Annotated in this window: 22 protein-coding genes and 3 pseudogenes; 11 read left to right on the top strand and 14 right to left on the bottom strand. The window is 64.2% G+C overall.

What is annotated here, in order from left to right:
• Positions 1-141: 141 nt before the first annotated feature.
• Positions 142-2805, bottom strand: coding sequence for a UvrD-helicase domain-containing protein (locus M8J71_RS15620; protein ID WP_256248726.1), 2664 nt, complete (start codon positions 2803-2805; stop codon positions 142-144).
• A gap of 444 nt (positions 2806-3249) precedes the next feature.
• On the opposite strand from M8J71_RS15620, the gene M8J71_RS15615 reads away from it, so the two are divergent.
• The gene (locus M8J71_RS15615) at positions 3250-4461 is read left to right on the top strand and encodes a hypothetical protein (RefSeq protein WP_256248725.1); all 1212 of its coding nucleotides are present in this window, start codon (positions 3250-3252) and stop codon (positions 4459-4461) included.
• 91 nt (positions 4462-4552) lie between these two features.
• Here M8J71_RS15615 and M8J71_RS15610 read toward each other — a convergent pair whose 3' ends face one another.
• Together M8J71_RS15610 and M8J71_RS15605 are read right to left on the bottom strand one after the other, a co-directional pair.
• Entirely contained in the window at positions 4553-5251 is a 699-nt protein-coding gene (locus M8J71_RS15610) for a DUF6308 family protein (protein WP_256248724.1), read from the bottom strand.
• A gap of 8 nt (positions 5252-5259) precedes the next feature.
• The gene (locus tag M8J71_RS15605) at positions 5260-6123 is read right to left on the bottom strand and encodes a DUF6994 family protein (protein ID WP_256248723.1); all 864 of its coding nucleotides are present in this window, start codon (positions 6121-6123) and stop codon (positions 5260-5262) included.
• 228 nt (positions 6124-6351) lie between these two features.
• On the opposite strand from M8J71_RS15605, the gene M8J71_RS15600 reads away from it, so the two are divergent.
• Both M8J71_RS15600 and M8J71_RS15595 read left to right on the top strand, forming a co-directional pair.
• Positions 6352-6651, top strand: coding sequence for a DUF4193 domain-containing protein (locus M8J71_RS15600; RefSeq protein WP_256248722.1), 300 nt, complete (start codon positions 6352-6354; stop codon positions 6649-6651).
• Entirely contained in the window at positions 6623-7039 is a 417-nt protein-coding gene (locus M8J71_RS15595; RefSeq protein WP_256248721.1) for a hypothetical protein, read from the top strand. The genes M8J71_RS15600 and M8J71_RS15595 overlap by 29 nt, the downstream gene beginning before the upstream one ends.
• A gap of 76 nt (positions 7040-7115) precedes the next feature.
• On the opposite strand, the gene M8J71_RS15590 is transcribed toward M8J71_RS15595, so the two are convergent.
• The 6 genes and pseudogenes from M8J71_RS15590 to M8J71_RS15565 form a co-directional block, all read right to left on the bottom strand.
• Positions 7116-7772, bottom strand: coding sequence for a uracil-DNA glycosylase (locus tag M8J71_RS15590; RefSeq protein ID WP_256248720.1), 657 nt, complete (start codon positions 7770-7772; stop codon positions 7116-7118).
• A gap of 58 nt (positions 7773-7830) precedes the next feature.
• Positions 7831-10932, bottom strand: coding sequence for a hypothetical protein (locus M8J71_RS15585; protein ID WP_256248719.1), 3102 nt, complete (start codon positions 10930-10932; stop codon positions 7831-7833).
• Positions 10933-10940: 8 nt separating this feature from the next.
• Entirely contained in the window at positions 10941-11285 is a 345-nt protein-coding gene (locus tag M8J71_RS23455; protein ID WP_256249031.1) for a hypothetical protein, read from the bottom strand.
• 68 nt (positions 11286-11353) lie between these two features.
• Positions 11354-11500: pseudogene (locus M8J71_RS23450) on the bottom strand (Tn3 family transposase); the annotation flags it as partial.
• 31 nt (positions 11501-11531) lie between these two features.
• Complete coding sequence (locus tag M8J71_RS15570) at positions 11532-12440, bottom strand: cation diffusion facilitator family transporter (protein WP_256248718.1); 909 nt, start codon at positions 12438-12440, stop codon at positions 11532-11534.
• 219 nt (positions 12441-12659) lie between these two features.
• Entirely contained in the window at positions 12660-13070 is a 411-nt protein-coding gene (locus tag M8J71_RS15565) for a hypothetical protein (protein WP_256248717.1), read from the bottom strand.
• 163 nt (positions 13071-13233) lie between these two features.
• On the opposite strand from M8J71_RS15565, the gene M8J71_RS15560 reads away from it, so the two are divergent.
• The 5 genes and pseudogenes from M8J71_RS15560 to M8J71_RS15540 all read left to right on the top strand — a co-directional run bounded on the left by M8J71_RS15560 (position 13234) and on the right by M8J71_RS15540 (position 19029).
• Positions 13234-13692, top strand: coding sequence for an ArsR/SmtB family transcription factor (locus M8J71_RS15560; RefSeq protein WP_256248716.1), 459 nt, complete (start codon positions 13234-13236; stop codon positions 13690-13692).
• Complete coding sequence (locus M8J71_RS15555) at positions 13689-14000, top strand: TFIIB-type zinc ribbon-containing protein (RefSeq protein ID WP_256248715.1); 312 nt, start codon at positions 13689-13691, stop codon at positions 13998-14000. Before M8J71_RS15560 ends, M8J71_RS15555 begins: the two co-directional genes overlap by 4 nt.
• Before the next feature lie 67 nt (positions 14001-14067).
• Positions 14068-16572: a heavy metal translocating P-type ATPase gene (locus M8J71_RS15550; protein ID WP_256248714.1), complete on the top strand. Its 2505-nt coding sequence runs from the start codon at positions 14068-14070 to the stop codon at positions 16570-16572.
• 375 nt (positions 16573-16947) lie between these two features.
• Positions 16948-17421 (top strand): hypothetical protein, encoded by a 474-nt coding sequence (locus M8J71_RS15545; protein ID WP_256248713.1) that lies wholly within the window; start codon positions 16948-16950, stop codon positions 17419-17421.
• Positions 17422-18381: 960 nt separating this feature from the next.
• Positions 18382-19029: pseudogene (locus tag M8J71_RS15540) on the top strand (DedA family protein).
• 54 nt (positions 19030-19083) lie between these two features.
• Here the strand turns inward: M8J71_RS15540 and M8J71_RS15535 are convergent.
• The 3 genes from M8J71_RS15535 to M8J71_RS15525 all read right to left on the bottom strand — a co-directional run bounded on the left by M8J71_RS15535 (position 19084) and on the right by M8J71_RS15525 (position 22900).
• Positions 19084-19275, bottom strand: coding sequence for a hypothetical protein (locus M8J71_RS15535; RefSeq protein WP_256248712.1), 192 nt, complete (start codon positions 19273-19275; stop codon positions 19084-19086).
• A gap of 407 nt (positions 19276-19682) precedes the next feature.
• Positions 19683-20045, bottom strand: coding sequence for a hypothetical protein (locus M8J71_RS15530; protein ID WP_256248711.1), 363 nt, complete (start codon positions 20043-20045; stop codon positions 19683-19685).
• 521 nt (positions 20046-20566) lie between these two features.
• Entirely contained in the window at positions 20567-22900 is a 2334-nt protein-coding gene (locus tag M8J71_RS15525) for a SulP family inorganic anion transporter (RefSeq protein WP_256248710.1), read from the bottom strand.
• A 482-nt stretch (positions 22901-23382) separates the two neighbouring features.
• Between M8J71_RS15525 and M8J71_RS15520 the strand changes: the two genes are divergently transcribed.
• The 3 genes and pseudogenes from M8J71_RS15520 to M8J71_RS15515 all read left to right on the top strand — a co-directional run bounded on the left by M8J71_RS15520 (position 23383) and on the right by M8J71_RS15515 (position 24387).
• A complete protein-coding gene (locus M8J71_RS15520; RefSeq protein ID WP_256248709.1) occupies positions 23383-23736 on the top strand; it encodes an AMP-binding protein in 354 nt (117 codons plus the stop codon).
• A gap of 86 nt (positions 23737-23822) precedes the next feature.
• A pseudogene (locus tag M8J71_RS23665) lies at positions 23823-23924 on the top strand (hypothetical protein); the annotation flags it as partial.
• Between the two features lie 112 nt (positions 23925-24036).
• A complete protein-coding gene (locus M8J71_RS15515) occupies positions 24037-24387 on the top strand; it encodes a hypothetical protein (protein WP_256248708.1) in 351 nt (116 codons plus the stop codon).
• Between the two features lie 119 nt (positions 24388-24506).
• On the opposite strand, the gene M8J71_RS15510 is transcribed toward M8J71_RS15515, so the two are convergent.
• Together M8J71_RS15510 and M8J71_RS15505 are read right to left on the bottom strand one after the other, a co-directional pair.
• On the bottom strand, positions 24507-24731 hold the full coding sequence (locus M8J71_RS15510) for a DUF3188 domain-containing protein (protein ID WP_256248707.1): 225 nt from the start codon (positions 24729-24731) through the stop codon (positions 24507-24509).
• Positions 24732-25056: 325 nt separating this feature from the next.
• Positions 25057-25692, bottom strand: coding sequence for a DUF3105 domain-containing protein (locus M8J71_RS15505; RefSeq protein ID WP_256248706.1), 636 nt, complete (start codon positions 25690-25692; stop codon positions 25057-25059).

Raw genomic sequence — 25692 nt, 5'->3', positions numbered from 1 at the left:
ATCGGTGTGATGATGGCCTCGTGCAAGTGCTGCATTCCGCAAGGCTCGGCTTGGCCGACCACGTGGGTTGGACTCGTCAGCCGGCCAAAATATCGCGAAGCGTAGAGCCTGCGCCTCGGAACATGGGACGTATCCTTGTCCCTAACTCTCAGCGAGTTTCATCGTTCCTTTGCAGGTCGGGTACCCGGTGCAGCCAAAGAACCGGCCGTAGCGCCCTTTGCGTTCCCTCATCGTGTGTTTCTTGCATTTCGGGCAGACCACTGGGGTGATATCGTCGCCCGTCGCGGATCGGATCTTGACGACACGATCTCCGACCAACTCGAGGAGGAACGCTGATTCCCTACCGGCGCGCGTCACCAAGAGCACTGAGCGCTTGGCACGGGTCAGTGCGACATAGAACAGGCGTCGTTCCTCTGCGTGTGGGTAGGAGTCGGGGGCGGCCATGGCCAGTTGCAGGAGAGCATCATCCTCGACAATGTTGGGGAATCCGTTCCTCTCAAGGCCGAGCACAACGATGTAGTCTGCCTCCTTTCCTTTCGAGGCGTGCACGGTGTTGAACTCGATGGTCAGGTTGGCGTATCTGGCTTCCAGCGCCGAGATGACATCGTCCTTGGACCGGGAGTACCGGCCGAGCAGCAGCACAGTGGCTGGCTCAGTGAGCTCTGAGTCAAGGGTTGTCAGGTACTGCCGAACGACCGATCCGTAGTGGCTGCGCTCCCGTACACTGACGGCGCATACGGTCTCGACAGCCTCCGGCGCTGAAGATCGGACGTTCTTGGAGATTTGATTGTGGTTCTTCATCACGAACCCACCGGCGACATCGCACAGGGACTGCGGGGACCGGAAGGTGCGGTCCAGCCAGATGGTGGACGCTGTCCCGAACCAATTATCGAAGCGGGTCATCACACTGAGGTCTGAGCCCGCGAACCTGTTGATCGACTGCCAGTCGTCGCCGACCGCGTACAGGTAGTTTCCAGGAGTCTTCATCAGCGCCCTCACCAGCGCCGCACGGGCAGAGCTGCTGTCCTGCATCTCGTCGACCATGACGAGCCGGTAAGGACTCATCCACCGGCCGGACTCTATGTGATCGGTGGCGAGATTCAGCATGTCCTCGAAATCGATCTGGCCCGCAGCGCGGAGCTGACGGTCCCATTCGGCGAGGATGACGCCGTACAGGCGTGTAAAGAGCCTGGCCCGCAAAGTCCGGCCGGCCCGCTGCGTCAGCACGTCAGGGGTGAGGCGGTTGCCCTTCGCATGTGTCATGAAGGACCGCATCAGCGCCAGCATCGCCTGGTCGCTGATTGGTGGCTCCCCGGCTGCTTCCCGGTAAGGGTCTTCCTCGAGCTGGATTCCGTGCCGGCGCAGCTCCTGCTCGAGGTGCTCGAACCCGGACCCGTCCCGGATGGTTGCCGAGGTTGTCTCGATAAGTCTTGTGCTGTATCGATTGTGGGTCTGACGCCGCCACGCCATACTGTCGGCATACCCGTCAAAATGTGGCGGCGGGTTGCCGGCTGAACCGAGCGCCCAGTGCTCATGCCACACATCGATGTCCGGATAGTAGAAGTCCGGCTGATACTGACGGTGGTGCGCGTCCGCAACGTCGTACGCGTAGGGACGTTCGTATTGGTAGCTGACACCGTTCAGGAAGAGCCAGTTTGCGATCATCACCTCTTCCTGGCTCTTGACGATCTCCCCTGCGAGAGTACCGAAGCCGCTGGTACCTGTGTTCCTGTCCGACTTCTCAGGATCGGCTTCATCACCGAGATCCGGAAGCTGCCGGCCGAAAACGAGCCGGAAGAGGTCCCAGTCCCGCCGGAAGGCCGGGTCACGGTCGCGGAGGACATCCACGATCCTCGCGAGCCGCCCGATCCCATTGTCCGCGGTCAGGTCGTCGGGAAGGGACGGCTTGCGGTCAGTGGCCTCGCCGATGATACGCAGCCCGAAGGCATGGAACGTGCTCGACGCCACGCCGGCACCATCATTGCCGAGGCGGGACACGAGACGGTCCGAGAGTTCGCCGGCTGCCTTTTTGTTGAATGCGAGGGCGAGGATCTCAGCTGGTTGTGCGATGCCGCGCCGGATCGCATACCCGGCGCGCGCCACCATCGTCGAGGTCTTCCCCGAGCCTGCGGCCGCGATAACCCGGACCCTGTTGTCGAAGCAGACCGTCGCCCTCGTCTGCTCTTCCGTCAACGGCGACTTCTCGACCGTGCGGAAGAAGTCCGCCAACTCATTTTTCTCCCACTCCAGGAATGCTTCATTCCGCTGGGCAGCCCACCTTGACAAGTCAGTGGTGCGGCAGGCGTCGACTGCGGCACGCTGGTCCTCACGTTTACCCTTGGGAAGCCCGGAGAGCCTCGGATCGCTGTCGGCAGCCAACCACGCTGCGACATCTGGACGAGAGCCCTCGAGTGCGGCGATCGTGTCCTGGTCCGCCCACCGGGGTCGGTTCATCACCTCTTGCACCCGGGACCACCACAGGCGCGCCGTCTCGCCCTGCTCCTCAGCCTTTGAGAGCAGGGCGGCGAGATGCCGTCGCTCATCGAGCTCGGAGTGGTACGCCGCGGCGACCTCACGCACTGCGCGACGAGACAGCCCATTGAGCACCGTCTCCGTCCCGTGGACGAGAGTGACGATGAGCTGCCCTGAGCCCTCATCGACTGCGAGTCCGAGGACGCCGATGACATCAGCGTCCACCTCCTGGGGGATTCCGCAGACGCGCAGGCGGCCCTCACGGATCGACAGCACCCATGACCCGGCACCTCTGAACGCGCGTGCCCACCAACCCGGCTTCCACTCCGTCATGCTTCCCCCGACTCACACATGTTCAAAAGGAGACCATTTGCCCTCTTTCCACGGTATCAGCGAGGAATTGTGTGTCGTCGAGTGCGTTCACCGGGTTCGTGCTGATCTGCAGCCTACAGGCAACACGACCAAACCGAGCGGGACGGGGGCAATCCTTCGCACCAGGTCTCTTCCCGCCGGGCCCGTCTCCACCAGACATGGTTTCGGCCGCTGTCAAGGCAGGGAGTTTCTCGGCTTAGGGTTGTCGTTGAACCATTGGGGTCAGATCATATGACCATGGGGAGAATCCTGGACGGCGCAGCCGATGATGTCCGACGTCGACTTGAGGCTCTGGGTGTGCCTCCTGCGATTGCTATCGCTATGGGACAGGTAGCCTACTTGCCTCGTAACAGCAGGATCCCCGGTATTCCCCAACCGATAGTTGGAAGAGCAGAAGCGGCCTGGTTGATCAGCAAGTACGAGGAGCAACTCAAGAACGACCAGGATCCCTTCGCCAGGGCAGCTCTCGTCCAGGAGATGTGTGATCGGGTATTCGGCGCGGCCGGCGGCGCTGTATTCGATGCTGGCTATCCGGCAGGAACAGCGGAGCGCGAAGTAAAAGCGATGGCGGAAGGAGCGGACCGCTACTTCGAGACAGTCGACCTGTCCTTCCTCGGGGATCGAGTAATGCTCCCTGCTACCTACGTATCTGGGGAACGGGCAGAAGAGCGGCGATGGGATGGCTGGATCATTACAAAGGACGGTGTAATCGGATTCTTCGAGGAAAGCGACCTCTTGGCGGATGACCCTGCCGAAGGGAGCCCCATACTTGCTCAGCTTGGAGAACTCAATGCCTGCTCCATATTGATGCCCGCCTCGTCCGCTCCGGCGCTCAGCCATATCGACTATCAAGGGCCTTCGAACAATCTCATTGCCTCGCTCTGGTTCCGTGACGGCAATCGAATGCGCATCGCGGTCTGGCTGGAGGGGCTCCCACCAAACCTCTACGGCGAGGCGATGGAGGGTATATCCGAGCTACTTCGGATTATTGATAAAGCCCTGACTCCCAGCCTGGACAATACGTCAACGGACCACATACCGCTGCGCCCGGAGCCCAAACATATCCAGGATTCAAGGCCTGCCGTCCGAATACCTGACCTTGCGGATGGGCGGTCTCTGCCAGCCTTTGCCGCCGCCATGGAAGAGCTGTCGTTTAGGTACTTTGAAAACGGCAACAACCCCCGGATGCTGTGGCCGCTTATGGAGCAGTACCTTCAACCCATGCTCTACCGGTACTCCTTGAGGACCTACATGACCAATGACGAAGTGGATGGTCAATGGCTCATTGAGAAGTACATTTCATACGCGGGACAAAGCCTGTGCTTGCTTCAACACAGTAATCATCACCAGCAGCAGGGTGATCTGGGCGCATCCGAACACGCGGCCCTAAAGGACTTCATCCTCGACTCCACACAGGAGATGTACGGTCTGGTCGTTTGTGCCATTCAGAATGCGGGCAGAGAACGACCGATTTCCTTTGACGGGTCGCCACTGGAGTGGAACCGCGAGCTTCTCGCATACCTAACAGCGAAGCTTAATGAAATTGTGTCGGCCCAGGACCCCAACGATCCGATTCGTTTGGCGCAGCAAATGATGAAAGGCGATGGAGCTCTATAGTCAGCAGACCTTGGCCGGCTACGAACTTGGCGCGGGGCGCTGGCCCGCTATGCGACCAGGTTCCTCGTGGCATCGCTGACACTGGCGGGATTCAGGTGATTCCGAGTTTGCCGGCTCGCCCGCCCTTGATGCCATGGTCCTTGCCGTAGCGCCACAGGATGGCGTCGATGATGCGCAGTTCGGAAATGGGTGTCTGGACCATAGAAAGCTTGTGAATGCGCCCCAATCGTCCAGCAAGGTCGGGGTCTTCCATGAAGAGGTTGTGCCAGTTCAGCCACTGGTCCTTGGCGGTGTCTTTGCCCACGACTGCCCCAATTACTTTGTCCCAGATGGGGATGAGATGCGGTCGCTTCCTCGCCATGATCTTGCTGGCTGTGGTGGCCCCGACATCCCATCGCGTTTTGGGTGTGCGTCTCAGCTCCTGCCAGAGCAGCCATGAGGGGCTGCCCTCCCCGAGAGTTGCTGCTGCTTCGGCGACCGTGAGGTCGCTCATCTTCACCTCGGTGGGTATATCAGCCAGGAGATTACGTATATTGGTCGCCAACGGCTGTTCCTGCAGCCCGATGATGGCCTGCGCGGGCACTTTGACGCTGAGCATGGACACGGCGACAGCGTCGCTGTCGGTGATCCTGTCCCTCACCTCCGGGTTGTCGCCGCGGTTCGCCCATTCATCAAAGTAGCTGCCGGTACTGAGCAGCCCCGTCTTTGTGGATGGTTCGAGGTAGTAGCGCCGGAGCAGTTCGGCTGCGGCTTGAACGTTCTCTTCTTTCAGGATGGCTGGTAGTTCCATGAATCCCCCTATGGCTTCAATGCGTGGACTATGACCCTGCGACGTGCGTAGTCTGAATGGCGAACCTCAATCTCGGGGTGGTTCTCTATGACCCACTCAGCCATCCGACGGTTCCGTGCCGCGATGAACTCCAGCGTGGCCTCCCGGTACGTTACGTACTCGTCTTTTGTGGCTGGCATCCCGGAACGCTTGAAGTTGTCGAAGGGAAGGTAGAACCGAACCTCTTCGTAGTCGGGCGTCACGAGGTCTTGAAAGTGGAAGAAGTCCACGAACTCCTTGAATCCGTCGAAGAACGCAAAGAAGTCCGCGTACGCGTTGATGACATTGGCCAGTGGGCTCTCCGGTTCTCCTGCGTAATGACGCCGGATGCACTCCAGGGTCAGATCCATCCGGTCGGCGATGAGCGACCTGAGCCCCCTCGCCTGGTTCATCGTGGGTCGGTCCTTCTTCCTGACCGGCCAGATCATCGCGCTGCCGATGGTGTACGGCGGATTCAGGTAGCGGGCCCGCTGCTCCTCGTTCAGCGAGGCGATGGCGTTCGCCAGAGACGCCGTACGTGCCCGGCCGGTGTAGGAGTGGGTGATGGCGTCACTGCCGTACCAATGCATCGCCCTGGAGGGGTCGGTGAAGATGAGGTAGCCGTCCGTACGCTTCGGCGGCGCGGTCGGCTCGAAGAGGACGCCGGAGTTCAGCGTCTTGGTCCACAGCAACTGATGGTCCGCCCGGAGCCTGGGACTGCCACTGTCCGGGTCAGTCCCTGGAGGGGTGTCGGTCATGTAGTCGAACGAAGTATCGAAGAAGCGCGGCTGTTGCTGCTGCGGGTATTCCGGATAGCTCAAGGTTCCCCCAAAGACCAGAGTGATAAGACGCACGAATCCGGTGGTTGGTTCCGCAAATGTCGCGGCCATCGGCTCTGTCCCAGACTAGGTGTCACTTCCTGATATTGAAACCCCAGGTGCCCCACTGACCGTCGGCAATGCCATGTTCCCTGAGGTTCTTATTGTGTGCCCATGCAGCTCCGCTCTTATAGGGAATTTCTCCCGTGTCCCATACGTTGCAGGACCGGTAATACCCCCTCAACAGAGAAGAGATGCACCTCCGTGGCAACCGATTACGATGAACTGCGTACCGACGTCAAGGAATCCCAGGAAAACTCCCTGGAGGCCCTGAAGTCCGCCAAAGCCCCGGATGCGAAATCCGTGGTTCAGGAGCTCGACGAGGCTGACGCCCTGGACGGCCTGACCCCTGGTGGCGAGTTCATTGCCGAAGAGCTCGTCGTCCAGGTCATCCCGCAGGCTGACGATGAGTTCACCTGCTGGTCCTGCTTCCTGGTCCGCCACCGTTCGCAGAAGGCGAGCGAGAAGGACGGCCATGCCTACTGCGTCGAATGTGAAGGCTGAGCGGTTTTGGCCCGCTGTCCCGGAGCATATCTGGGACAGCATCCGCGAAGAATTCACCCTGCCGACAGCGGCAGACCTGGAGACGCATTTCCAATCCCTCGGCGACCCGGAGGCCATGCGCCGGGCAGTTCGGGTATTCATCGGCGAGGGAACCTTCTGCCCGGGCTTCCAGCTCAAAGATGGGCTCTTCCACGAACCTGTGTTGCGTCTCTTTGATCAGGCGATGAGCTGGAAGATTCCTCACAACGTGTTCGCCGCCTGGATGGTCAGCCCACTGCCGGCAGAATCCCGTTCCCGGCCAGTGGACATACTGAGCAGCATGACGCTGCTCCAGAGCTCCTTGGTCGCCTTTGGTGACAGGTACCGGCCGGCCGAAAAGCGTAGCTAAGAGCTTGGCTCTGCCGTATCCCAAGCAAGATGGCTGCGGGGAGGTCATGGATAAACGGCTGCGACATGTCCCCTATCTAGCGGCCATCCTGCCCGCGGCCCAGAATCTGACGGACCTCGCGAAAAGCTTCGAAACGGCGGTTGGCCCGAGCTTCCCGAACTGCCGGATCAGGATCTCTGAGCGCAGTCCTTCCAGGGTGATAAGTTTCCACTGCTGCATACCGGGCAGCGACTCCGGGGTGCTTGCGGGCGAACCGCTTCCAGAGGGTCTGCGCTTCGCCGCCTTGGAGGAGTACGACTTCGAGCTTTGGCATCAGGTCAATCAACCGGGCCAAAGGGTTCAGCCCTTCCGTGATCTGCGGGCTCCTCAGACCGCTGGACTGATCGTGGCGGTACCACGGGTAGGCGTTCCAAGGAGTCAGGTCAGCAGGCATCAGGTCTTCCGAGGCGAGCAGTTGGCATTGAAGCGCTGCGGAATCGTCGTCGTTCTCCACACACAGCATTCCGGAGCCCATGGTCTCGTGGGTCATCGGCCCGGGATCACGCAAAATGCTCAGGATCCTGGCCTCCCAGCCCCCATGAAGAGGCGCGACGTACGGCACCCACCCCCGGCCGGTCGAAGGCTCAGGCTCCCGGAGGGACTCGACCAACTGGTTCACTGCGGTGACGTGTGGAAGGTGCACACCGGCAAACTGCTCAGCTTTGAAGGCCGCGTCCCTCATCTGTTTGACCATCCTTGGATACTAGCCGTCGGCCCGTCCCGGTCCGTCGTGCGGTGTGATGTGGTCATCGCTACGTCGTGAAGATTGGCTCATGTTCAACGTCGTCGTCCCAGTAGTTGAAGCGGTCGCCCAGAAGTCCGAGGAACGATCGTGGGTCCACACGGTTGAGGCGCACCTCCAGTCCCCACCGACGTACGGTCGTGAGCGCGGCGTTCGAGAGGTGAAACCACATCCTGTCTTCGGTGAAAATCTTCAGCAGCGGCTCCGGGTCCTCCTCCCGTTCCTCCTCCTGCGTGAGCAAACTGACTCGTTCGACGTCGGCCTTGGTAATCGAGGTTGTCATGTTCAGGCCGCGCTGCGCTGCGCGTCCATTGACCACAATGTTGACGACCGCGAGGAGAAGGTGCCAGTCCTTCCACCCTTCGGCACGCAGCGATGTCACAAGTTTGATGAAGTCCGTGTCCCCAGCAAGCCGCGGGAGCGTCAGCCGCACCGGTGGCAGCATTTTCTCGTATCGTGCGGCGATCGCATCAATGGACGCGGCACGGTCGTAGGCCGATGCATGTTCCGGAAGCTTCCTGCGCAGTCCGGTGGCGGGCTTTGGCGACCGCGGCCTGTCGGCTCCGATGAGACCCCCTGACAAGCCCCTGATCTCGTCGTAGAACGAGTCTTTATGAACGTCGACGAGGTCGTCGTAGGGACGCACGCAGGTCAGCATGTGCGGAAGCCCGCGTTCGAAGGTCCGCTCCATCACGGCGATGAATGCCGGCTGCCCGAGGAGCGACTGGGTGACGATCGCCTGGAGCACAGCGGAGGTGACCTCGAGCTGGTCCGCTTCGGGTGCCAAGGCTCCCGAACGGGAGAGGATCACCCGATGCCCGACTGTGCCACGGTCGCGCTCTGACTCCGCGGTGAACACCGATCCGGGCTCCACGGGCCGGTCCGAGACTTCGACCTCGACGCGGATCTCACCTGGCACGAGAAGGAGGTCCTCGCCGGCGAGGTCAGCGAGGGTGATCTGCATAGCCGCCACGAATCTCTCGGCCGCGAGCACGTGGGCCCGCTCGTTCGGGGCGGTCACGACCCATACGTTGCCGAGCGCGGCCCAGCTGTACTCGCGCACCGGGCCTGCATCGGAGAAGGGCCGCCCAAGGCCCCCGCGGTCCGCCGCGTCTGCGGTCTCATCCTCTCCGGGGGGCTCAATGTGTGCGACCGAGGCCAGCATCGGAGCAACGAGTTCGTCGAGCTGGGTGGACTGGACCACGCTTTCGATGGCACGCAACAGCCCGGGGCGAAGGGAAGACGCGGCCCGCAGGATGTGGCACTGGTCGATCAGCATGTCCATGAAATACGGATAGCGCTCGAAGCTCCACGGATCACCCGCCAGTTGTGCCTGTGCCCAGATCCCGATTCTGAACGTTTCGGTGGCGGTTAGCCACTGGCCGGCCTGGTGCTCGTACGTCGCAGTCAGGATGATGCCCCGGGCCACGAGTACGGCGAGATGGGGGCCGCCGCTCATTCTTGCGACCGATACCGCGCTCATCGCGTACTGCTTCGCGGCCAGCGGAAGTCCGAGATCGCTGTATACGGCCGACGCGAGCAGCATCATGATGGCCGCGCCCTCGGCAGCGTCGCCGTTGAGCCAGCTGAACTTCGCGGAATGAATCTCACGAAGGGCGTCCAAGGCCCGGTCTCCTTGGAGCAGAGCCATGGCGCGGCTTTGTGCCCGATCTCCTGCCGAAGCCCGCCCCGAGCGCTCGATCGTTACATCGTCCAGCGCTTGGCGCACCTTGAGATAGTCAGGGTGGTCGATTAGGGCAGGCGCTGTGAAATCGAAGATCGACATAAGCTCATCCAGGGGTACCATCGGAGCCGCCGGCAGGGTCTCCACGAGGTCGACCAAATGTCTCATGCCTGCTTCGAGGTCACGCAGCTCCGCGTCGGACGGCACAGCCGGGAGCCCGCGTCCTTCCCGCTTGGCGGCGCTCAGTTCCTGGTGGATATCCGACATCAACGGACCAGGGCCGGAGACTTCGTCGAGTTCCTCCGGCGTGAAGCCCCGGGGACCGAGAGCGAGGATCGCCCCGGCTGCCAGCAGGCCCGCCTTCGCATTCATCCCGGGCGCTGCACGCAGCTCGGCTTCAAGCACCCTCTCCAAGTCCTCGGTCCATGCTTCCGCTTCATCCGATGTGATGGTGGTCCCGCCCCGCGGCAACGTCGCCTGCACGAGGCGCAGCAGGGTGATGGCGTCGACCAGCACGCCGGAGTCGGATGCTTGGGAGGTTAGCCGCCCGAAGTAGCCGCGGAGGATCCCGTCGACCGGCTTCAGGGTGTTGAGCCCGAACCCGGTTGCGAGGACGATTTCGTAGTCGATGCGGTTGAGCACATCGTCTCTTCGATGTGCTGCATCTCTCAGTGCCCGCGCCGAAGCGAGCCAGTCGGGCAGGTCGGCACGCGCTTCGGGATTAAGGCTGGAGAACCGAAGGCCTTCCCGCAGGTCGACGAATTCCCCCATCGAGCCCGAGCGGTCTGAAGGTGTTCGCCAGCGATTGTGTTCCTCGATATACCAGTCAGGGAGCTCATCACGGGACTCTTCGCGCACGGGCGCGAGGGAGGATGGTAGATGGAGGAAATCGACGGCGAGGTAGAACAGGTCCGCACTGGCGATCTCGTTCGCGATCGCCTGCGCATCCCAGATCTGCAGTGCAATCGAATACTGTTCGCGCGCGTGTGCCTGGAGCTCATGCCTCTTCGCCGTGTCGACAGGCGTGACGGTGAAATAAATGACGCGGTCGACCGGCTCCCCCTTGCCGCAGATCTTCGCCAGATCGGACCGGATCTTGGACGGAACGTTCCCGCGCTGCGCGGTCACTGCGAGGACGACCGCGTCCTCAGTGGCAAGAGCAGTAAAGAGTGACGTGTCCGGCAGCTCCTTGGCCACCATGCTCCAGAAGCTCTCGGCGTCACGTCCCCCGTCGCCGCCGGCTGAGACCGGACCCGTCGCAGGCAAGACGTTGCTGACGATTCGACGGCGGGTCAGACCGAGACATAGTTGCTCGAACGGGTGATGCGCATTGGTCTCGCCAAGGGTCTCTAGGTGAAAGCGGATCATAGTGGCGAGCTGGGTTGGCGAGGTCACGGTGGAGGGCTTTCGGATAGGTGAGGACTTCATCGCGCATCTCATGATGGGCGTTGATCGCCGCGCTGCGGGCTGGTGTCTGGCCGCTCATGCTCGTCGGCGGCCGACCCAGGCCAGTGCCTGTCCGCGACCACGCTCACCAGCAGTCGACGGCCGCGCAGGATGCCCACACGGGTGCGCCCTTCGACAAGCTGAAGTCTGAGATCCCCTGGATTAACCAGGTCCCGGTCCAGCACGATCGGCCACCGCTTCCAGGTGCCGTGGACTTTCGAACAGAGCTCCACGCCCATGTGCACGCCGTACTTGCGAACGGCGATCCAGTGGTCCGGATTCTCTGCGAAATCCTCGACGCCATGCCACTCCCCTGCCCCTCGCTCCTCGACCACCCGACATTCAGGACACACGTATCCGGTTTTGGTGAGATCCTCTCCGCACAGACATATGCATTTGCCAGACGGGCTGTCCCACACCGGGCTTCGCCCTTGTTCATGCCGGCGGTGACTTTGCGGCGCGGGGCGGGGTCCTGGAGCCAGTCCAGCAGGAAGAGGGTCAGCTCCATCCTGCCCAGTTCCCGCAGTGCGGTGGTGAGACTGTTCTGGCGGGCCTCCGGCGTGTGGGAGCGGCCCGGGCCTTTAGATAGGGCTGGCGTGCTCGGCACACAGCCGTGATTCGCACTGGATGGTGGTGTGCGTGATGTTGTACTCCTCCGCCAAGAGTGTGGTGACTGAATCGAGGGTTGCCTGGGCGTCTGCGCCTTTACTTGTAACGACGTGGCCCGTGGCGCTTTCCAGCCCTGAGGTGATCGTCCAGATGTGCAGGTCATGGACACCGTCCACTCCGGGAAGCGCCAGAATCCGCACACGGACCTCTTCCACGTTCAGGCCCGGAGGTGCCGATTCCATCAGAATCCGCAGCGCTTGCCGGGTCAGTTTCCAGGTACGCGGCAGGATGAACAGCCCGATGCCCACGCCGATGAGCGGATCGGCGTACGTCCACCCGGTGGTGTATATGATGATCGCGGCCGCGATGACCCCGACCGAACCCAGCAGATCCCCCAGCACCTCAAGGTAGGCGCCCTTTAGGTTCAGGCTTTCCTTGGAACCGGCGACCAGGAGCCGGAAGCTGATCAGATTTATCACCAGGCCGATGCTCGCCACCACAAGGAGCGGAATCCCAGGAACGTCCGGCGGAGAAGAAAAACGCTGCACCGCCTCGAACAGCACGTAACCGGCGACCCCGAACAGAAGGATTCCGTTGGCCAGCGCAGCCAGAACCTCCAGCCGGTAGAAACCGTAGGTGCGTTGTGTGGTGGTCTTCTTTGCGGCCAGCGTGATCGCGGCCAGCGCCATGCCAAGCCCCAGAACGTCGGTGCCCATGTGGGCCGCGTCCGAAAGCAGGGCGAGGGAGTTGACGGCGATCCCGACAATGAACTCCACGAGCATATAGGCGGCTGTCAGTCCGAACGCGATGAGAAGAGGCGTCCGGTGCCGGGCTCCGGCAGTCACCGCGCTGGCGTGGACATGACCATCTTCGTTGCTCATGGAGCCAACCTTTCTACTCGATCCGGCGCGCGGCCGGCTGAATGGACCGTCAGGACCGTCCGGCTGCTACCCGGACCCTGCCGGCCTCCACCAGTAGTTATATCTGGAGAGTCTTCCACATAATTGCGGCTGCATCCCGGGATCGTTTGGCGGCCCTACATTTCAGCCCAGTTCTATCGAGCCGGTCCGCAGCCAGTAGGGGAAAAAATACGCCGGCTACTATACCGACGGCGGCCGTGAGGGGCCACGGTGCCGCGCAGCAAGCGCCGGGCCGGAGCCCTCCCGGCGGCCCAGGCTGTGCCGCGGGTGGGCCGTCATTTCCACCACATGGGTAGCCGCCAATGACGCTTCCGGCCAGGACAACCTGGTTGCCGAGTACGAAGTGGACACCGGTGTGCGGGGGGGGCTTGGGGTGGTCCAGTTCAGGGAGGTCCTGAGGCTGGTGACGTTATTATCGGCCAGCCCGGACCAGGTCAGGCCCGTGGCGGAGAGGAACAGGAATCCGGGAATGAGCACCACGCCGCCTGCCCCGTGGACCTTCGCGTCGCCGGCGCCCGGCTGAACCGGCCCGTCCTCGCCTCGGTGGTGGTGGGTATTTTCGGTTTCATCCTGCGTGGCCTGGTCAACCACAGTGCGAGGCCGACCAAGGCTGCCAATCATCGCCAACCAGGACGCCTGAGGCGCAGGGACGGGGGCTGCGGGACAGGTCATCCGGGACGGTTGGAAGGCCGCACCCGGAACCCCGAATCCGAACCGCCATTGCCATTATCTGCTCAACTGATAACGTGTTCATATGAGTAGACGACTTCAGTCCATCCCGGGCCCTGAGGGCCCGCCCGCGCGCCGGGACAATAGCGGTGACCGGGCGCAGGTCGAAGTCCTTCAGGCGGCGTTGCCCTCGGCGGAGGATGTCGAACGGGTCTCCGCGGTGTTTCGGCTGATGGGCGACCCGGGCCGGGTCCGGATCCTCGCCACCCTGCTCGAAGCGGGTGAGGTGTGTGTGCATGACCTCGCTTCGGTGGCCGGGTTAAGTGAGTCCTCGGTGAGCCAGGCCCTTCGGCTCATGCGCGCGCACCGCGTCGTGGGAGCCCGCCGCGCGGGCCGCGTCGTGTTTTACCGGCTCGGCGACAGCCACGTCCGGATGCTGCTGGACTTGGCAATCACCCACGTCGGCCACTCCCCGGCTATCACGGCAACCCCTGCCCTCACTGATCCCCCTACCGAACCCAACCATCAGGAGCCATCATCATGAACACTTCACCCTCCACACTCACCTGCCCCAAATGCGGAGCGGAGATGCGTCCCTACGAACGCAACGGCATCATTATCGACCAATGCGACGGATGCCGCGGAATCTTCCTGGACCGCGGCGAGCTGGAGTCCCTGATGGACGCCGAAAGCTCCTTCTACGCAGCCCGGAACCCCGCACCCGCGAGCCCGCAGCCCCCTTACGGTCCGCCTGCGTACCCCGACCGTCGGGACGGCCACCACGATTCCGGGCACGGGGACCGGCACGACCGCCGCAAGCGCGGCGGGTTCCTCGGGGACCTGTTCGGCTAACCCGACGCCTTACACACCCACCTCTTACCCCTGACCGGGCCCCAGACACACTGTGAATTGAGCACGCATGGCAACCGATACCCAGCTTGACCTGAAGACCGTCCTGCCGGAGGCCCTGGATGAACAGGACGCCTGCGTCCGCATCCTCACCGATGGTCTGCAGGCCCGGCAGGGCGTCATCGATGCCCACGTCAAACGCGCAGACGGCGCCGAAGCGGCGCAACTGTGCGTGCATTTCGAACCCGGTCTCATCAGCCTGGGCCGGATCCGTGAACTGGCCCTGTCCCTGGGGGCCCGGGTGGACAGCGACTTCGGCCACCTCAGCATCGACGTGGACGGCATCTCCAGGCCCGCCCGCGCGCAACTACTCGAACAAAGGCTGCGTGGCCTGGACGGCGTGGCGGAGGCCCACGTCTCCGCCACCGGCTCGGTGACGGTCGAATACCTCACGGACCGGACCTCGGAGAGGACGATCACGGACCTCCTGGCACGCTTCGGGACACCGCCGCGGGCAGACCGGACCCGTCCCGCCCAAACCTCCATGCCAAGTGCCGGGGAAGCCCCCGCACCTGAGGCAGATGCGCACGACCACAAACACGAAAAGCATGAAGACCATGATCATAAGCATGGCGGGATCTTCGGTGAGCGCAGCGAGCTGATCTTCGCAATCCTGTGTGCCCTGACCCTGGCAACGGGGTTCCTGCTCGGGCTCAGCACTGCGGTGCCGGACGCGGTCTCGACCGCGCTGTATGTCGCGGCGTATTTCTTCGGCGGCTACTACACCACGAAGGAAGCCATCCAGACGGTGATGGCCAAGCGGTTCGAGATCGATTTCCTGATGCTGGTCGCGGCCGCCGGCGCCGCGGTGCTCGGGGACCTGGCCGAGGGCGCCCTGCTGCTGGCGCTGTTCAGCATCGGCCACGCCCTGGAAAGCTACGCCATGGGACGGGCCCGGCGCGCCATCCAGGCCCTGGCCGAACTCGCCCCGGACACCGCACTCGTCAGGCGTGGCGGCTCGGAGCAGGAGATCCCGGTCGGGGAACTGCAGATCAGTGACACCGTCATCATCAAACCCAACACCCGCATCCCCTCCGACGGTTACGTCACCCTCGGCCAAAGCAGCGTGGACCAGGCGGCCGTGACCGGGGAAAGCATCCCCGTGGACAAGACCCCGATCGGGCCCCAGTCGTCCCGGAAGGAGGCAGACATCCCGGCCGAAAGCCGCATCTACGCCGGAACCGTCAACGGACCCGGGGTGCTGGAGATCGCAGTGACCCGGCTGTCGAAGGACTCAACGCTCGCCCGCGTCGTGCGGATGGTCAGCGAAGCACAGGCCCAGATTTCGCCCACGCAGCGGTTCACGGACCGCTTCCAGCGCGTGTTCGTGCCTGCCGTGCTGATCCTCGTCGTTGTGCTGCTGTTCGCCGGCCTGGTCATCGACGAACCGTTCTCCGCCACGCTCTACCGGGCCCTGGCCGTGTTAGTCGCGGCCAGTCCGTGCGCGCTGGCCATCTCCACCCCCAGCGCCGTCCTGTCCGGGCTGGCCCGGGCAGCCCGCGGCGGCCTGCTCATCAAAGGCGGCGGACCTTTAGAGAACCTGGGCACGCTCCGCGCGATCGCCTTCGACAAAACCGGCACCCTCACGGAGGGCAAACCGGAAATGACCGACGTCGAACCCGCGGCAGGCGTGAAGGAATCCGAGTTGCTATCCGTCGCCCTCGCCGTGGAGGCCCAAAGCGACCACCCCTTGGCCTCGGCCATCGTGACGGCGGCCCGCGCCCGGCTGGACGGCACACCGCCGCTCACAGCCGGCGCCGTCACCAGCATCACCGGGCGTGGGATCAGCGCCCTGATCGACGGTGAACAGATCCACATCGGCAAGCAGCAGCTCTTCAGCGAAATCGACGGCGCATCACTGACTAAAGACATCACGGACTCCATAGCCCGGCTCGAGGCCGCGGGACGGACCACCATGATCGTCCGCCGGGGGTCCCGGTACCTGGGCGTCCTGGGCCTGATGGACACACCCCGGGACTCCGCCGGGCCGGTCATCGCCGGGCTGCGCCAGGCCGGTATCCGGCACATGATCATGCTCTCCGGCGACAACCAAACCGTCGCCAACGCAGTCGCCGGCAAGCTCGGACTCGACGAGGCCCGCGGCGACCTGCTGCCCGAAGACAAAGTCAAAGCAGTGATCGACCTGCGCGGCCGGGAACACAAGGTCGCCATGGTCGGTGACGGCGTCAACGACGCACCGGCCATGGCCAACGCCACCGTCGGGATCGCGATGGGCGCAGCCGGCTCCGACGTCGCCATGGAAACCGCCGACGTAGCCCTCATGGGAGACGACCTGCAACGGCTCCCCTTCGCCGTGAACCTCAGCCGCCAATCCAGCCGGATCATCCGCCAGAACCTCTGGGCCAGCCTCGGCGTCGTCGCCATCCTCATCCCGGCCACCATCACCGGGACCATCGGCATCGGGCTCGCCGTCCTGATCCACGAAGGATCAACACTGCTCGTCGTCGCCAACGCCCTCCGCCTCCTGGCCTACCGCGAACCCAAAACCAAATAGCACTCCCTCACCCGCCCTGAACAGCCGGGGATGTTGCAGGCCTCGCACTCATTCCGGGGCCTGCGACATCCTTCTCCCAGCTCAGCCACGATTTCTTTGAAACCCGGGAAACGGTCAAGGACGAAACCCCGGAGACAATATCCTTTGCCACGGCAACCAAACCGGGACGGGACAGCAGAGGAGTTGGCACGTGCCCTGGACAGCCTCGCCGCCCGCGGGAAGCCCTCGTGTAGTTGGCGTCACGCACAAACTTTCCCGGCGAAATGCAGAGGAAGGTTCACTCCTCAACCGGTACAACCCGCCGGTTCGACACACTCAGGAATTTCTTAGAAAGGGTTCAGGGCGGACTCATCCCGACAGCGCAACATTGTTCCTATGCGTGCCCATGACATGATTCCCAGCATCGGGGTTTCTCCCTGGACCGTCGCACCCGCGCCCGCCATGGGCCCGATTCTTATCGTTTATCAGGACCCCTGGATGGCTGCCGAGATTTCAGTGGTCCTGGCCAACGCCGGGTGGTCCCTGGCCACGGCCGAAACGGCCGGCACGGGTGAGGACGTCCCTGCCGTTGTCCTGCTCGACGGCAGGGACCGGGCGAGGACGGCGCGGACACGGCAATCCCTTCCGGGAGCCCCGGCACTGTTCGTGACCACCCGGGAAAACCTCGACAGCCTTCTCTGTGGTGGGATGCAGCCCGCGGATGACTGCCTGACCGCGCCGTATGCGTTCGATGACCTCGTCCTGCGGCTGCGCCGGCTCACCCGATACCCCACCGCTGCGAGTCCCGGAGTCCGGAATCACACCGCTCGACGTGGTCAGGTCCCGATACGTATCGGCCAGCAGAAGTGAGGCAGTTCCTCAGCAGCCTTAACGAAAGCGGAATCGTCGGCCGCCGTTACTGCTAACCTTGGCTTCTTTCAGCTGGTCCATGTCCGAACCGTTGATCCCGTCGGCGCCGATAGGGAACATGTGTTCCTTTAGGTCTAACTGCCCCAAGCGCCCCGTGGCGCAGCACCGTTAGTCCCGCAGTGCCCCGCGGTGGGCAAGCCGTTCCCGGACGCGTGCGCACGGCTGGTCCTTCACGTGCACATCAGCCGTGTAATGGCCTGGTGACGGGGCGGGGCCAGGACTGGTGCGGCTGTCCGGGGGTAACGGGTGCTGGCGCGGTCTTGAGGGGGCGCGGCGGAGGAGAGCCCGGGCCAGTGGGAGTCCCTGTCCGATCCTGACGTCCGGGAGGGTAGGCGCGGACGATGGCGAGCAAGCGGTCAATGGCATCGGGGGTGCCTTGCAGGTTGGCCGGACCGATGGTGTCGTGGCGCTGCGGTGCGCGTGCCACCATGCACGGCCAGCCGCTTTTACGTCGTGCATTTCTCCGGCCTCGAGGACCTGCTCTTACCAAACCGGTACGGCAGCGTCGGACTTGGAACCTGCATCCCGCGCCACCCGGGGGTGGAACGGCACCCGCACGGCCTGGCGGTCGATCGCGGGTCACCTGGTTGGCACGGGCCAGGGCTTCCACTACGAGATGAATAAACGACGGGACAGGAAGCTGGTGCTCATTGTTGCGGGTTCCGTCCACGGTGTGCCGTTCTTCCTGACATTCTTCTTGCCGTTGCCTGTGGCGCAGAATCGATGGACCGGCCGCGGGGAGGCCCGGACCGGCGGAAGGTTGTCGTACCGGCCCCGGTGAGCCAACCCGGCCACCAGGTCGAACCGGGGCCGGCTGCGGATCGGACTGCGCCTGCGAACGACACCCCCGGCATGGGACACTGAAGACCTCGCCTATATCTTTGTCTGGGAGCTGCCCGCGTGGATTTAATTAGTCAAACTGTGCTCCAAGCGGCCGGGCAGTGGTGGATCTACCCGCTATTGCTCGTGTTCTTCTTTGTCGATGGCTTCGCGATGGTTGTCCCCAGCGAGACTCTCATCGTCGCGCTGGCCGCGTTCGCCCGGCAAAGCGGCGAGCCCAACCTCTAGGTTCTGGGCGTCACCGCCCTGCTCGGAGCCGTCGCCGGGGATAATATGGCCTACCTGCTCGGCCGGAAAATCGGCGTGGAACGCTGGGGATGGATGCGTAAACCCCAGGTCCGGAAGGTTTTTGGCTGGGCGCGGTACGAGCTGGAGAAGCGCGGCGCCGTGCTGATCTTTACCGCCCGTTACATCCCGTGGGGACGGGTGGCCGTGAATTACGTCGCGGGCACCACCGCCTTCCCGCGCCGTCGGTTCTTAGTCCTGGATGCCTTCGCATGCCTCACCTGGGTGGTGTATTCACTCGGAATCGGCATCCTGGCCGGCTCCTTCCCCTGGCTGCACAGCAACCCTCTGCTTAGCGCCGGCATCGCGGTGGCGTTCGCCATCGTGCTCGGCATCGTCATCGACCACCTCCTGCGCCGGTGGCACAACCACCTCGGCCGCCACGACGCCACACCCGACGCAGACCGGACCGGTCGGCGGTGAGCCTGCAGGCTGTCCGCATAGAAGCGGCAGCTCACCGATAGTGGCGTTCGGCCCTCACTTGCGGGAGAGGAAACTGCTCAGGGCAATGGGGGCAGTCCGCGGGACAGTCCGGCGGTGCACGAAAGCGGCAGCCCCGCCGGCCAGCAGGAGCAGCACCCACCCGACAACCGTGAGCGCCGATGCGAGGGCCACGGCGCCGGAAACTGCGGGCCCGCCTGTTCTGCAGGTGGGTGGTGCGCCGCTCAACAGCGGTAGCGCGTCGCCTGCCAGGCGAGGATGGGACCGCTGTAGCCCGTTTTATGCCACCTTCATGGGACCACCTGTTAGTAGCGAACTATGCCATTCGTTGCTCGTTCCTTGAATTGGCGAAGCCCTGGTCAAATAGCGGTTGACCAAGGCTTCGATCATATTATGCTCACACTAAGCTTGTAGTTCGCTGGGAGGGTGTTACCGGTCGCGTTATTTGACGAGGTGGCCGTCACGGTCCGTGGCGACGGACGGGCATGAAAGCGCCGCGCCGATGGCGACCGGCGGGGCGCTGACGCGGCGGTAGTCATCGGTGACGGCGGTTTTACCAACTGCTCTTCGTGATCGCGGACTGGGCCGCGGACAGGTCCACGATGGCCTGCACCCCGGCACCGGGTGCGGGGACGCTACATGCTGGTGGGCGCCGGGGTCGGTGTGATGCCGCACGCCTGGAGCAATGCCGTGACCGAGGCGCCCGGCACCTCGTCGCCGGCCTTCGCGATCTGCTCAAGCGGGGTGACGAACTCGGCCGGGACGCCTGCGGTCTCCGCTGGGGAGAGCAGGTCTGAGAGGACCTGTTTGTCCTGTGAGCTGAGCCGCCCGTCCTGCAGCGGCGAGCAGATCTGGCCCCGTACCATGTCAGCGGCGGCCGTGGCTGCCTGTGATGCGGCGTCGCTGGCGATGCCTTTCGCGCCGTCCTGCGCCAAGCCACAGCCGGTTACAGCGAGAAGGGAAGGGATACCGATGACAGCGGCAAGACGACGGTTCATGCCCCCTATCGTAGCCGCGGCATCCGAGGGACACTATCGCCCGGTGCACCGGGCTACCGGGCGTTGATGCTCACGGGAAACACCTTCAGGACCCTTCGATATTGCCTGGCCGGCCTGCAGAACAGGTGTTTCCTCCCCGTCGCCGCGGAGCAGGATCGGGTAGCTGCGCAATCTGACGCTTCCGGTCCCCACCACACGGAAGGCCCCGGACGCGGTGTGCAGCGCGGGCAGATGTCCGCAAATTCGTGCGGGCTGTCCGCATAAAGCGTCAGCCCTGCGAAAGCTGGGACGGGCCGTCGTTCCGGTCACCGCGCTGAGCGCCGGTGCGGCGGCACCGCCAATGCCTACCGTCCTGACGGGTGCGCTTCGCGGCGACCCGTTCGCTGGTGTTCGTCCTGGACGAAGAGGAGAGCATCCGCCACTGCGCTGCGGCATCAGTTCCGCCAGCCGGTTAGTCTCCACGAATTCCCGAACCGGCGGCATGGGTGCCGTTGGCACGCCCCACCCAATTTCACAAAGTATCACCTGGTGCTTTGTGATACGGAGCCTATCGGTGCCGCAGCCATGGCGCCAAAAGTGTCAATGGCATCTGCGTTGAGGCGGATGACCCGGGCGGTGGCGATGTCGAAGAACAGCCCGGTGGCCTGCACCCGGCCTTCGGCCAGTGCCGGTCCGACGATGGGGTGCTGCCTGAGTTTGTCCAACTGGACGGCAACATTGACCATGCCCAGTTGGTCGACCTGGTTGTATCCCGCTGCTGCCGCGGCCATCGCTACCGGGTGGCCGTCCAAAAGTTCGCCGTAACTGGGCCGTGAATGGCCGAGCCAGGTGTCGAAGGAGTGACCAAGGGCCGGGGCCGTGCCTGCGGCGTCATCGATCACGGCTTTCATGGCTCCGCAGTTCGAGTGTCCGCAGATCACGATGGACTCCACTGCCAGGGCGTTCACTGCGAAGGACAGAGCCGATTCGGTGGAGGGATCCTGGCCCTCCTGGCACAGGACGTTGCCGATGTTCCGGAGGGTGAGCAGGTCCCCCGGGCCGCTGCTGGTGATCAGATTGGGGTTCACGCGCGAATCCACGCAGGCGATGAAGAGGGTGTCCGGGTTCTGCCCATCGGCCATGTCCTTTACGTGCGGAAGAACTTTGTCGGCATGGCGGCGGTGGTACCTGTCAATGCCCTGCAGGATGGAAGGTACCAGCGGCTGTCCTGCGCCGTCGTCAACGCGGGAGTCTTCCGGTCTCTGGACGCGTTCGGCCGGAAAGTAACCTGTGAGCCAGCTGGCGCGGGGCGGCAGCGGGAACTCCCGGGTTTCCTGGCGCCGGGGGGTGCTTTCTGCCGCGTCCCGGAACGCAGTGTTGCCGTGTTCTTCGAGCAGGACGGCTCCGCCGGCGGCGGTGTGCTGCTTCTGCCAGGCCAGCACGGCTTCGCGGAAGGCGTGGTCGACGTAATCGGCATTCAGCTCCACGAGCGTTTCAGCGCCCTCGGGAACCGTGTGCAGTACCCGGTTCAGTCGCGGGAGCGCGAAAAAGCTGCAGGACCCGGCGATCGTCACACGCCAACCGCCCTGTTCCGGCGGGGCCGGGTGGGCGTGGGTGGAGACGCGCAGTACCCGCCACAGCACAAACGCGCAAGCGACCGCCAGCCCGATGAACACCCCTTCCAGAAGGTTCAGGAACACCACGGACAGCAGCGTAAGGGCATACACCACCAGATCCCCGGTCCGGGCTGCCGTCCTGATCTCGGCGATCTTGATCAGGCGGACCCCGATCACGATCAGGAGCCCGGCCAGGACCGCCAGGGGAATCAGCTGGATCAGTCCGGCGAACAGGACCGAGAACAGCAGGATCCAGAGGCCGTGCAGCACCGCGGACTTTCGCGTCCGTGCACCGGCTTCCACGTTCGTGGCGCTGCGCACGATCACTCCCGTCACGGGCAGCCCGCCCAGCAGCCCGGAAACGATGTTCGCCGATCCCTGGCCCATGAGTTCGCGGTTGAGGTCGGTGCGGGCTCCGGTGTGCATCTTGTCCACCGCCACCGCTGAGAGCAACGATTCGATGCTGGCGATCAGGGCAACCGAGATGACCGCCAGCCCTGCCGCGCCCCAGTTGCCCGCAGGCAGGTCCGGGAGGGCCACTGATGCTAAGATCGAACCGTCCAGGGTGATCCGCTCGATCCCGGGTGCCATTGTCACGGAGATGGCTGTGCCGGCGGCGACGGCGGCCAGCGGCCCGGGCACCTTACGGACGGCTGCGGGCAGGTACTTCCAGACCAGCAGCAGGCCAATGACCGCCAGGCCCAGCAGGGCTGAGTGGAGCTCTACCCCGGCCAAGGCGGCAGGAAGCCGGACCAGGTTTTCCACGGCGGACCCTGCCGGCTTGCCACCGAGGAGCACCTGCACCTGCTGCAGGACAATGGTGATCCCGATGCCGGCGAGCATCGCCCGGACTACCACAGGGGAAACGGCCAGCGCGGCCCGCCCGGCCCTGCTGATTCCCAGCAGGAGCTGCACAAGTCCGGCTGCTGCCGTGATGGCGCAGGTCACCGCCCAGCCGAACTCCTGCACCAGCCCGGCGACTACCACGGTCAGGCCTGCCGCGGGCCCGCTCACCTGAAGCGGCGATCCGCCCAGGCTGCCGGCCACGATCCCGCCGACCGCGGCTGCGATGAGACCGGCCATCACCGGGGCGCCTGAGGCCGCCGCAATGCCCAGGGACAGCGGCAGCGCCACCAGGAACACCACCAGGGAAGCCGGCACATCGGACCTCAGCCCGGCCAGGAACGGCAGTCTGCGGGCTGTGGAAGCCGATGGCTGGGACGGCCCGGGAACGGCGGGGCGAACAGCAGGACGTGTCATGGTTTTCCTTCGCGCGACATCAGGGACACCAAGCAACCTATAAGGGCCAGATGACGGCAGGTTTACGGGAGCCTGAGCGTTCCCTGTAAATCGCTGCGCGGGCGTCAGCGCAAGGCCTTGGGCCCCTGGCCCATTTGGAGGGTATCCGGCCTCCAGGACCCCGTACCTGGTATCCAAGGACCTTTGCGGCCATTGCCGCCGGCCTTTGTCCCAGGGCCCTGACCAGGAGCCGCGGGCCGTCTCCACGGCCGGGCGCCCTTGCCCTTCAGCACTGATCACCACGAAGCGGAACCGCCCGAGACCAGGCTCAGGCGATGGCGGTCCGGGAGATTGAGGGTTGGCGAAACGGTCATTGGCCACAACAGTAGGCCGGACACTCGTTTGCCTACCCCCCCAGCCCGAATAACCGACGCTATACGTCGCAAAACCGTCTCCTAATTGTTCCAGTTGAAGTTAGGCAAGCTTCCCTCCATGGTGCCGCGGTGACTCTTCCCCTTGAAATCGCCGGGGTTGCCTTTGCCGCGGGGCTTGCCCGCCATGGCGACCGGCCCGCCATCCTCACGGGTTCCCGGGCCGTCACTTATAGTGAAGTGGCCGGGCGCGTACAGGATCTTGCGCACCGTTTGGGGAGCTGCCGACGGCTGGTCGTGCTCGCCGCCGACAACAGCATCGACGCCCTCGTGGCCTACTTGGCCGCGCTCTCCGGCGGCCATCCGCTGCTCCTGGCGCCAGCGGACAAACCCACGGCCCTTGATCCCCTCGTGGCGGCCAATGATCCCGACGTCGTCATCCGCCCTGCGTCTGATGCAAACGGGGCGGGTGCGCTAGCTCGATGAGGTCCGGGCCGGGACCATCCACGAACTGCACCCGGATCTGGCATTACTCCTGAGCACGTCAGGCTCCACGGGGTTCCCCAAAGCTCGTGCGGCTTTCGCACAGCAACCTGCAATCCAATGCCGAGTCCATCGCCGGGTACCTCGGCATCACTGGCGATGACCGGGCAATGACCACCCTGCCCATGTACTACTGCTACGGGCTCTCGGTCATCAACAGCCACCTGCTCCGCGGTGCCGGGTTGGTACTGACCGGCCTGTCCGTGGTGGATGAATGCTCTGGCAGCTGTTCCAGGATGGAGAGTGCCAGGCGCTGCGGCGACCCTTCCGGGCTACTTCGACGCCCCCCGGCGCGAAGCCACCATCCTGGCGGGCATCCTGATGATCGCGTGGATTCCGGCCATCCCGTTACCCCGGGTTCTTCACCGCGCCGTCGGAGTCGTCGCCAGCGCATCGCTGTATATCTACGTCACCCACTGGGTGGTCTTCCCGGACTTCAAAGACAGCCAACCAGTACTGGCCGTGGTGCTGTCCGTGGCCGCAGGCATCGCCTACTGGGCCATCGCCGTGCGGATCATGGGTGTTGCAGAGCGCAGCCAGTCCTGGCTGTGGAGGCGCCGGCGGGCCCGACGGCGGCACACAATTCCCACGTAGCAACCCCCTGGAGGCAGTCCGGGCCGTGTCTTGTCCGGCTGGTTCCCCGCAAACGGGTCGGATGCCAGTCAGGAGGCCCGCCTGTCGCCGGTCCGGCACCGACGCCGCCTGGCAGGTGGCTACTTCCGGAGGCTTTTCTGGACCTTGTGGCCGCGAATGACAACACCTGCGCTGTGAAGCACCAGCCCCACACCGATGACGGCCAGCGATATGAAGCTCAGGGTCTCGTTCCTGGAAATTTGCCCCACAACGGTGAGGACGATTCCGACTGCGATCGCTCCCATCGCACCGAAAACGACGGCTTTGTAGGATGCGGAAGCGGTGGCCCAAAACTCATTCAACACCACCCCAGCATACCGCTTCGCGCGGCTTCAGTTCTGCCCGGCGCCGGTCAAGACCATCACGGAACCTCCCCGCGCCGGCCACCCCCACTGATGGGTGGCGCGGGGAGAGGCGCCGGCCACCTGAAGGTCTGGGGGATCGCGTCCGGTTCCGAGAACCGGGGACCGGGAACCGGGAACCGGGACGACTCTCGTTGGTCTATTGCCCTCGTGGCTCTGGTCCAATGATCTGGGCTGGAACGTTCACTTGCGCCCGTCCAGGCGCAACGCTTTCTGATGTCCTGTTTACCGCCGTGGAGGGGCTTGCTGGTGCGGCGCCGCCGCGCGGTCAGCCCTGGACGCCGCCCGTGCAGACGGCCCCGGGTTCGGGGGTTTGCGGACCCTGACGGTACTTTTGGATGAACGTCGCCAGGCGCCCGTCGCTGCCGCTGTCCAGTGAGAGTTGCTTGCCCCAGGCGGTCACGGTTACGGGCGAGGCCTGGCCGGCGACGGGGCTAAGCAGAACGTAGTCCTGGTTGCCCGCCAGCGAAGTCAGTTCGGCGATCTGCTCACTGGAAAGGTCCGGCCGGTAGGAGAGCCAGACCGCGCCGTGTTCGAGGGAGTGCACGGCCTGCATCTGCTCCACCGGGACGGTGTAGGTCCCGCAGTTGGTCCACACCGGCGCGTGGTCTCCGCCGGTGGCCGGGGTCCGGGGATAGCTGACGGGTTCGCGGGTGTGGTTCCGGGACTGGCCGGGGTAGTCCTGTTCCCCCTCGATAGGCCGGGCCGCGGCTGCTTTGGCCTGCTCGCGCTGCTGCACTTCAGCGACGAGCACGAAGGTCACGGCGCCGATGATCGAAGCGATCAGGGCAGCGCCCGTGCCGTAGATCAGCCACGCCCTCCGCCTGTCTTTGGCGCGTTGCTTTGCCTGGATGGTCTTCAGGATGGCTTTTCGTTCCGCGGCGCTCTTCCGTGATGGCGGCAT

Origin of the sequence: Pseudarthrobacter sp. R1 (genome assembly GCF_024494415.1) — a bacterium.
Lineage (GTDB): Bacteria > Actinomycetota > Actinomycetes > Actinomycetales > Micrococcaceae > Arthrobacter.
The sequence above is the reverse complement of the archived record's forward strand: the minus strand, read 5'-3'. Positions and strand labels throughout refer to the sequence as shown.

Coding starts and splice junctions, on each gene's coding strand:
- M8J71_RS15590 (WP_256248720.1), bottom strand. CDS start 7,772: ATGGTCAAACAGATGAGGGACGCGGCCTTCAAAGCTGAGCAGTTTGCC.
- M8J71_RS15530 (WP_256248711.1), bottom strand. CDS start 20,045: ATGAACCGTCGTCTTGCCGCTGTCATCGGTATCCCTTCCCTTCTCGCT.
- M8J71_RS15570 (WP_256248718.1), bottom strand. CDS start 12,440: ATGAGCAACGAAGATGGTCATGTCCACGCCAGCGCGGTGACTGCCGGA.
- M8J71_RS15505 (WP_256248706.1), bottom strand. CDS start 25,692: ATGCCGCCATCACGGAAGAGCGCCGCGGAACGAAAAGCCATCCTGAAG.
- M8J71_RS15585 (WP_256248719.1), bottom strand. CDS start 10,932: ATGAAGTCCTCACCTATCCGAAAGCCCTCCACCGTGACCTCGCCAACC.
- M8J71_RS15545 (WP_256248713.1), top strand. CDS start 16,948: ATGCGTGCCCATGACATGATTCCCAGCATCGGGGTTTCTCCCTGGACC.
- M8J71_RS15555 (WP_256248715.1), top strand. CDS start 13,689: ATGAACACTTCACCCTCCACACTCACCTGCCCCAAATGCGGAGCGGAG.
- M8J71_RS15560 (WP_256248716.1), top strand. CDS start 13,234: ATGAGTAGACGACTTCAGTCCATCCCGGGCCCTGAGGGCCCGCCCGCG.
- M8J71_RS15525 (WP_256248710.1), bottom strand. CDS start 22,900: ATGACACGTCCTGCTGTTCGCCCCGCCGTTCCCGGGCCGTCCCAGCCA.
- M8J71_RS15550 (WP_256248714.1), top strand. CDS start 14,068: ATGGCAACCGATACCCAGCTTGACCTGAAGACCGTCCTGCCGGAGGCC.
- M8J71_RS15620 (WP_256248726.1), bottom strand. CDS start 2,805: ATGACGGAGTGGAAGCCGGGTTGGTGGGCACGCGCGTTCAGAGGTGCC.
- M8J71_RS15610 (WP_256248724.1), bottom strand. CDS start 5,251: ATGGAACTACCAGCCATCCTGAAAGAAGAGAACGTTCAAGCCGCAGCC.
- M8J71_RS15595 (WP_256248721.1), top strand. CDS start 6,623: ATGCCTACTGCGTCGAATGTGAAGGCTGAGCGGTTTTGGCCCGCTGTC.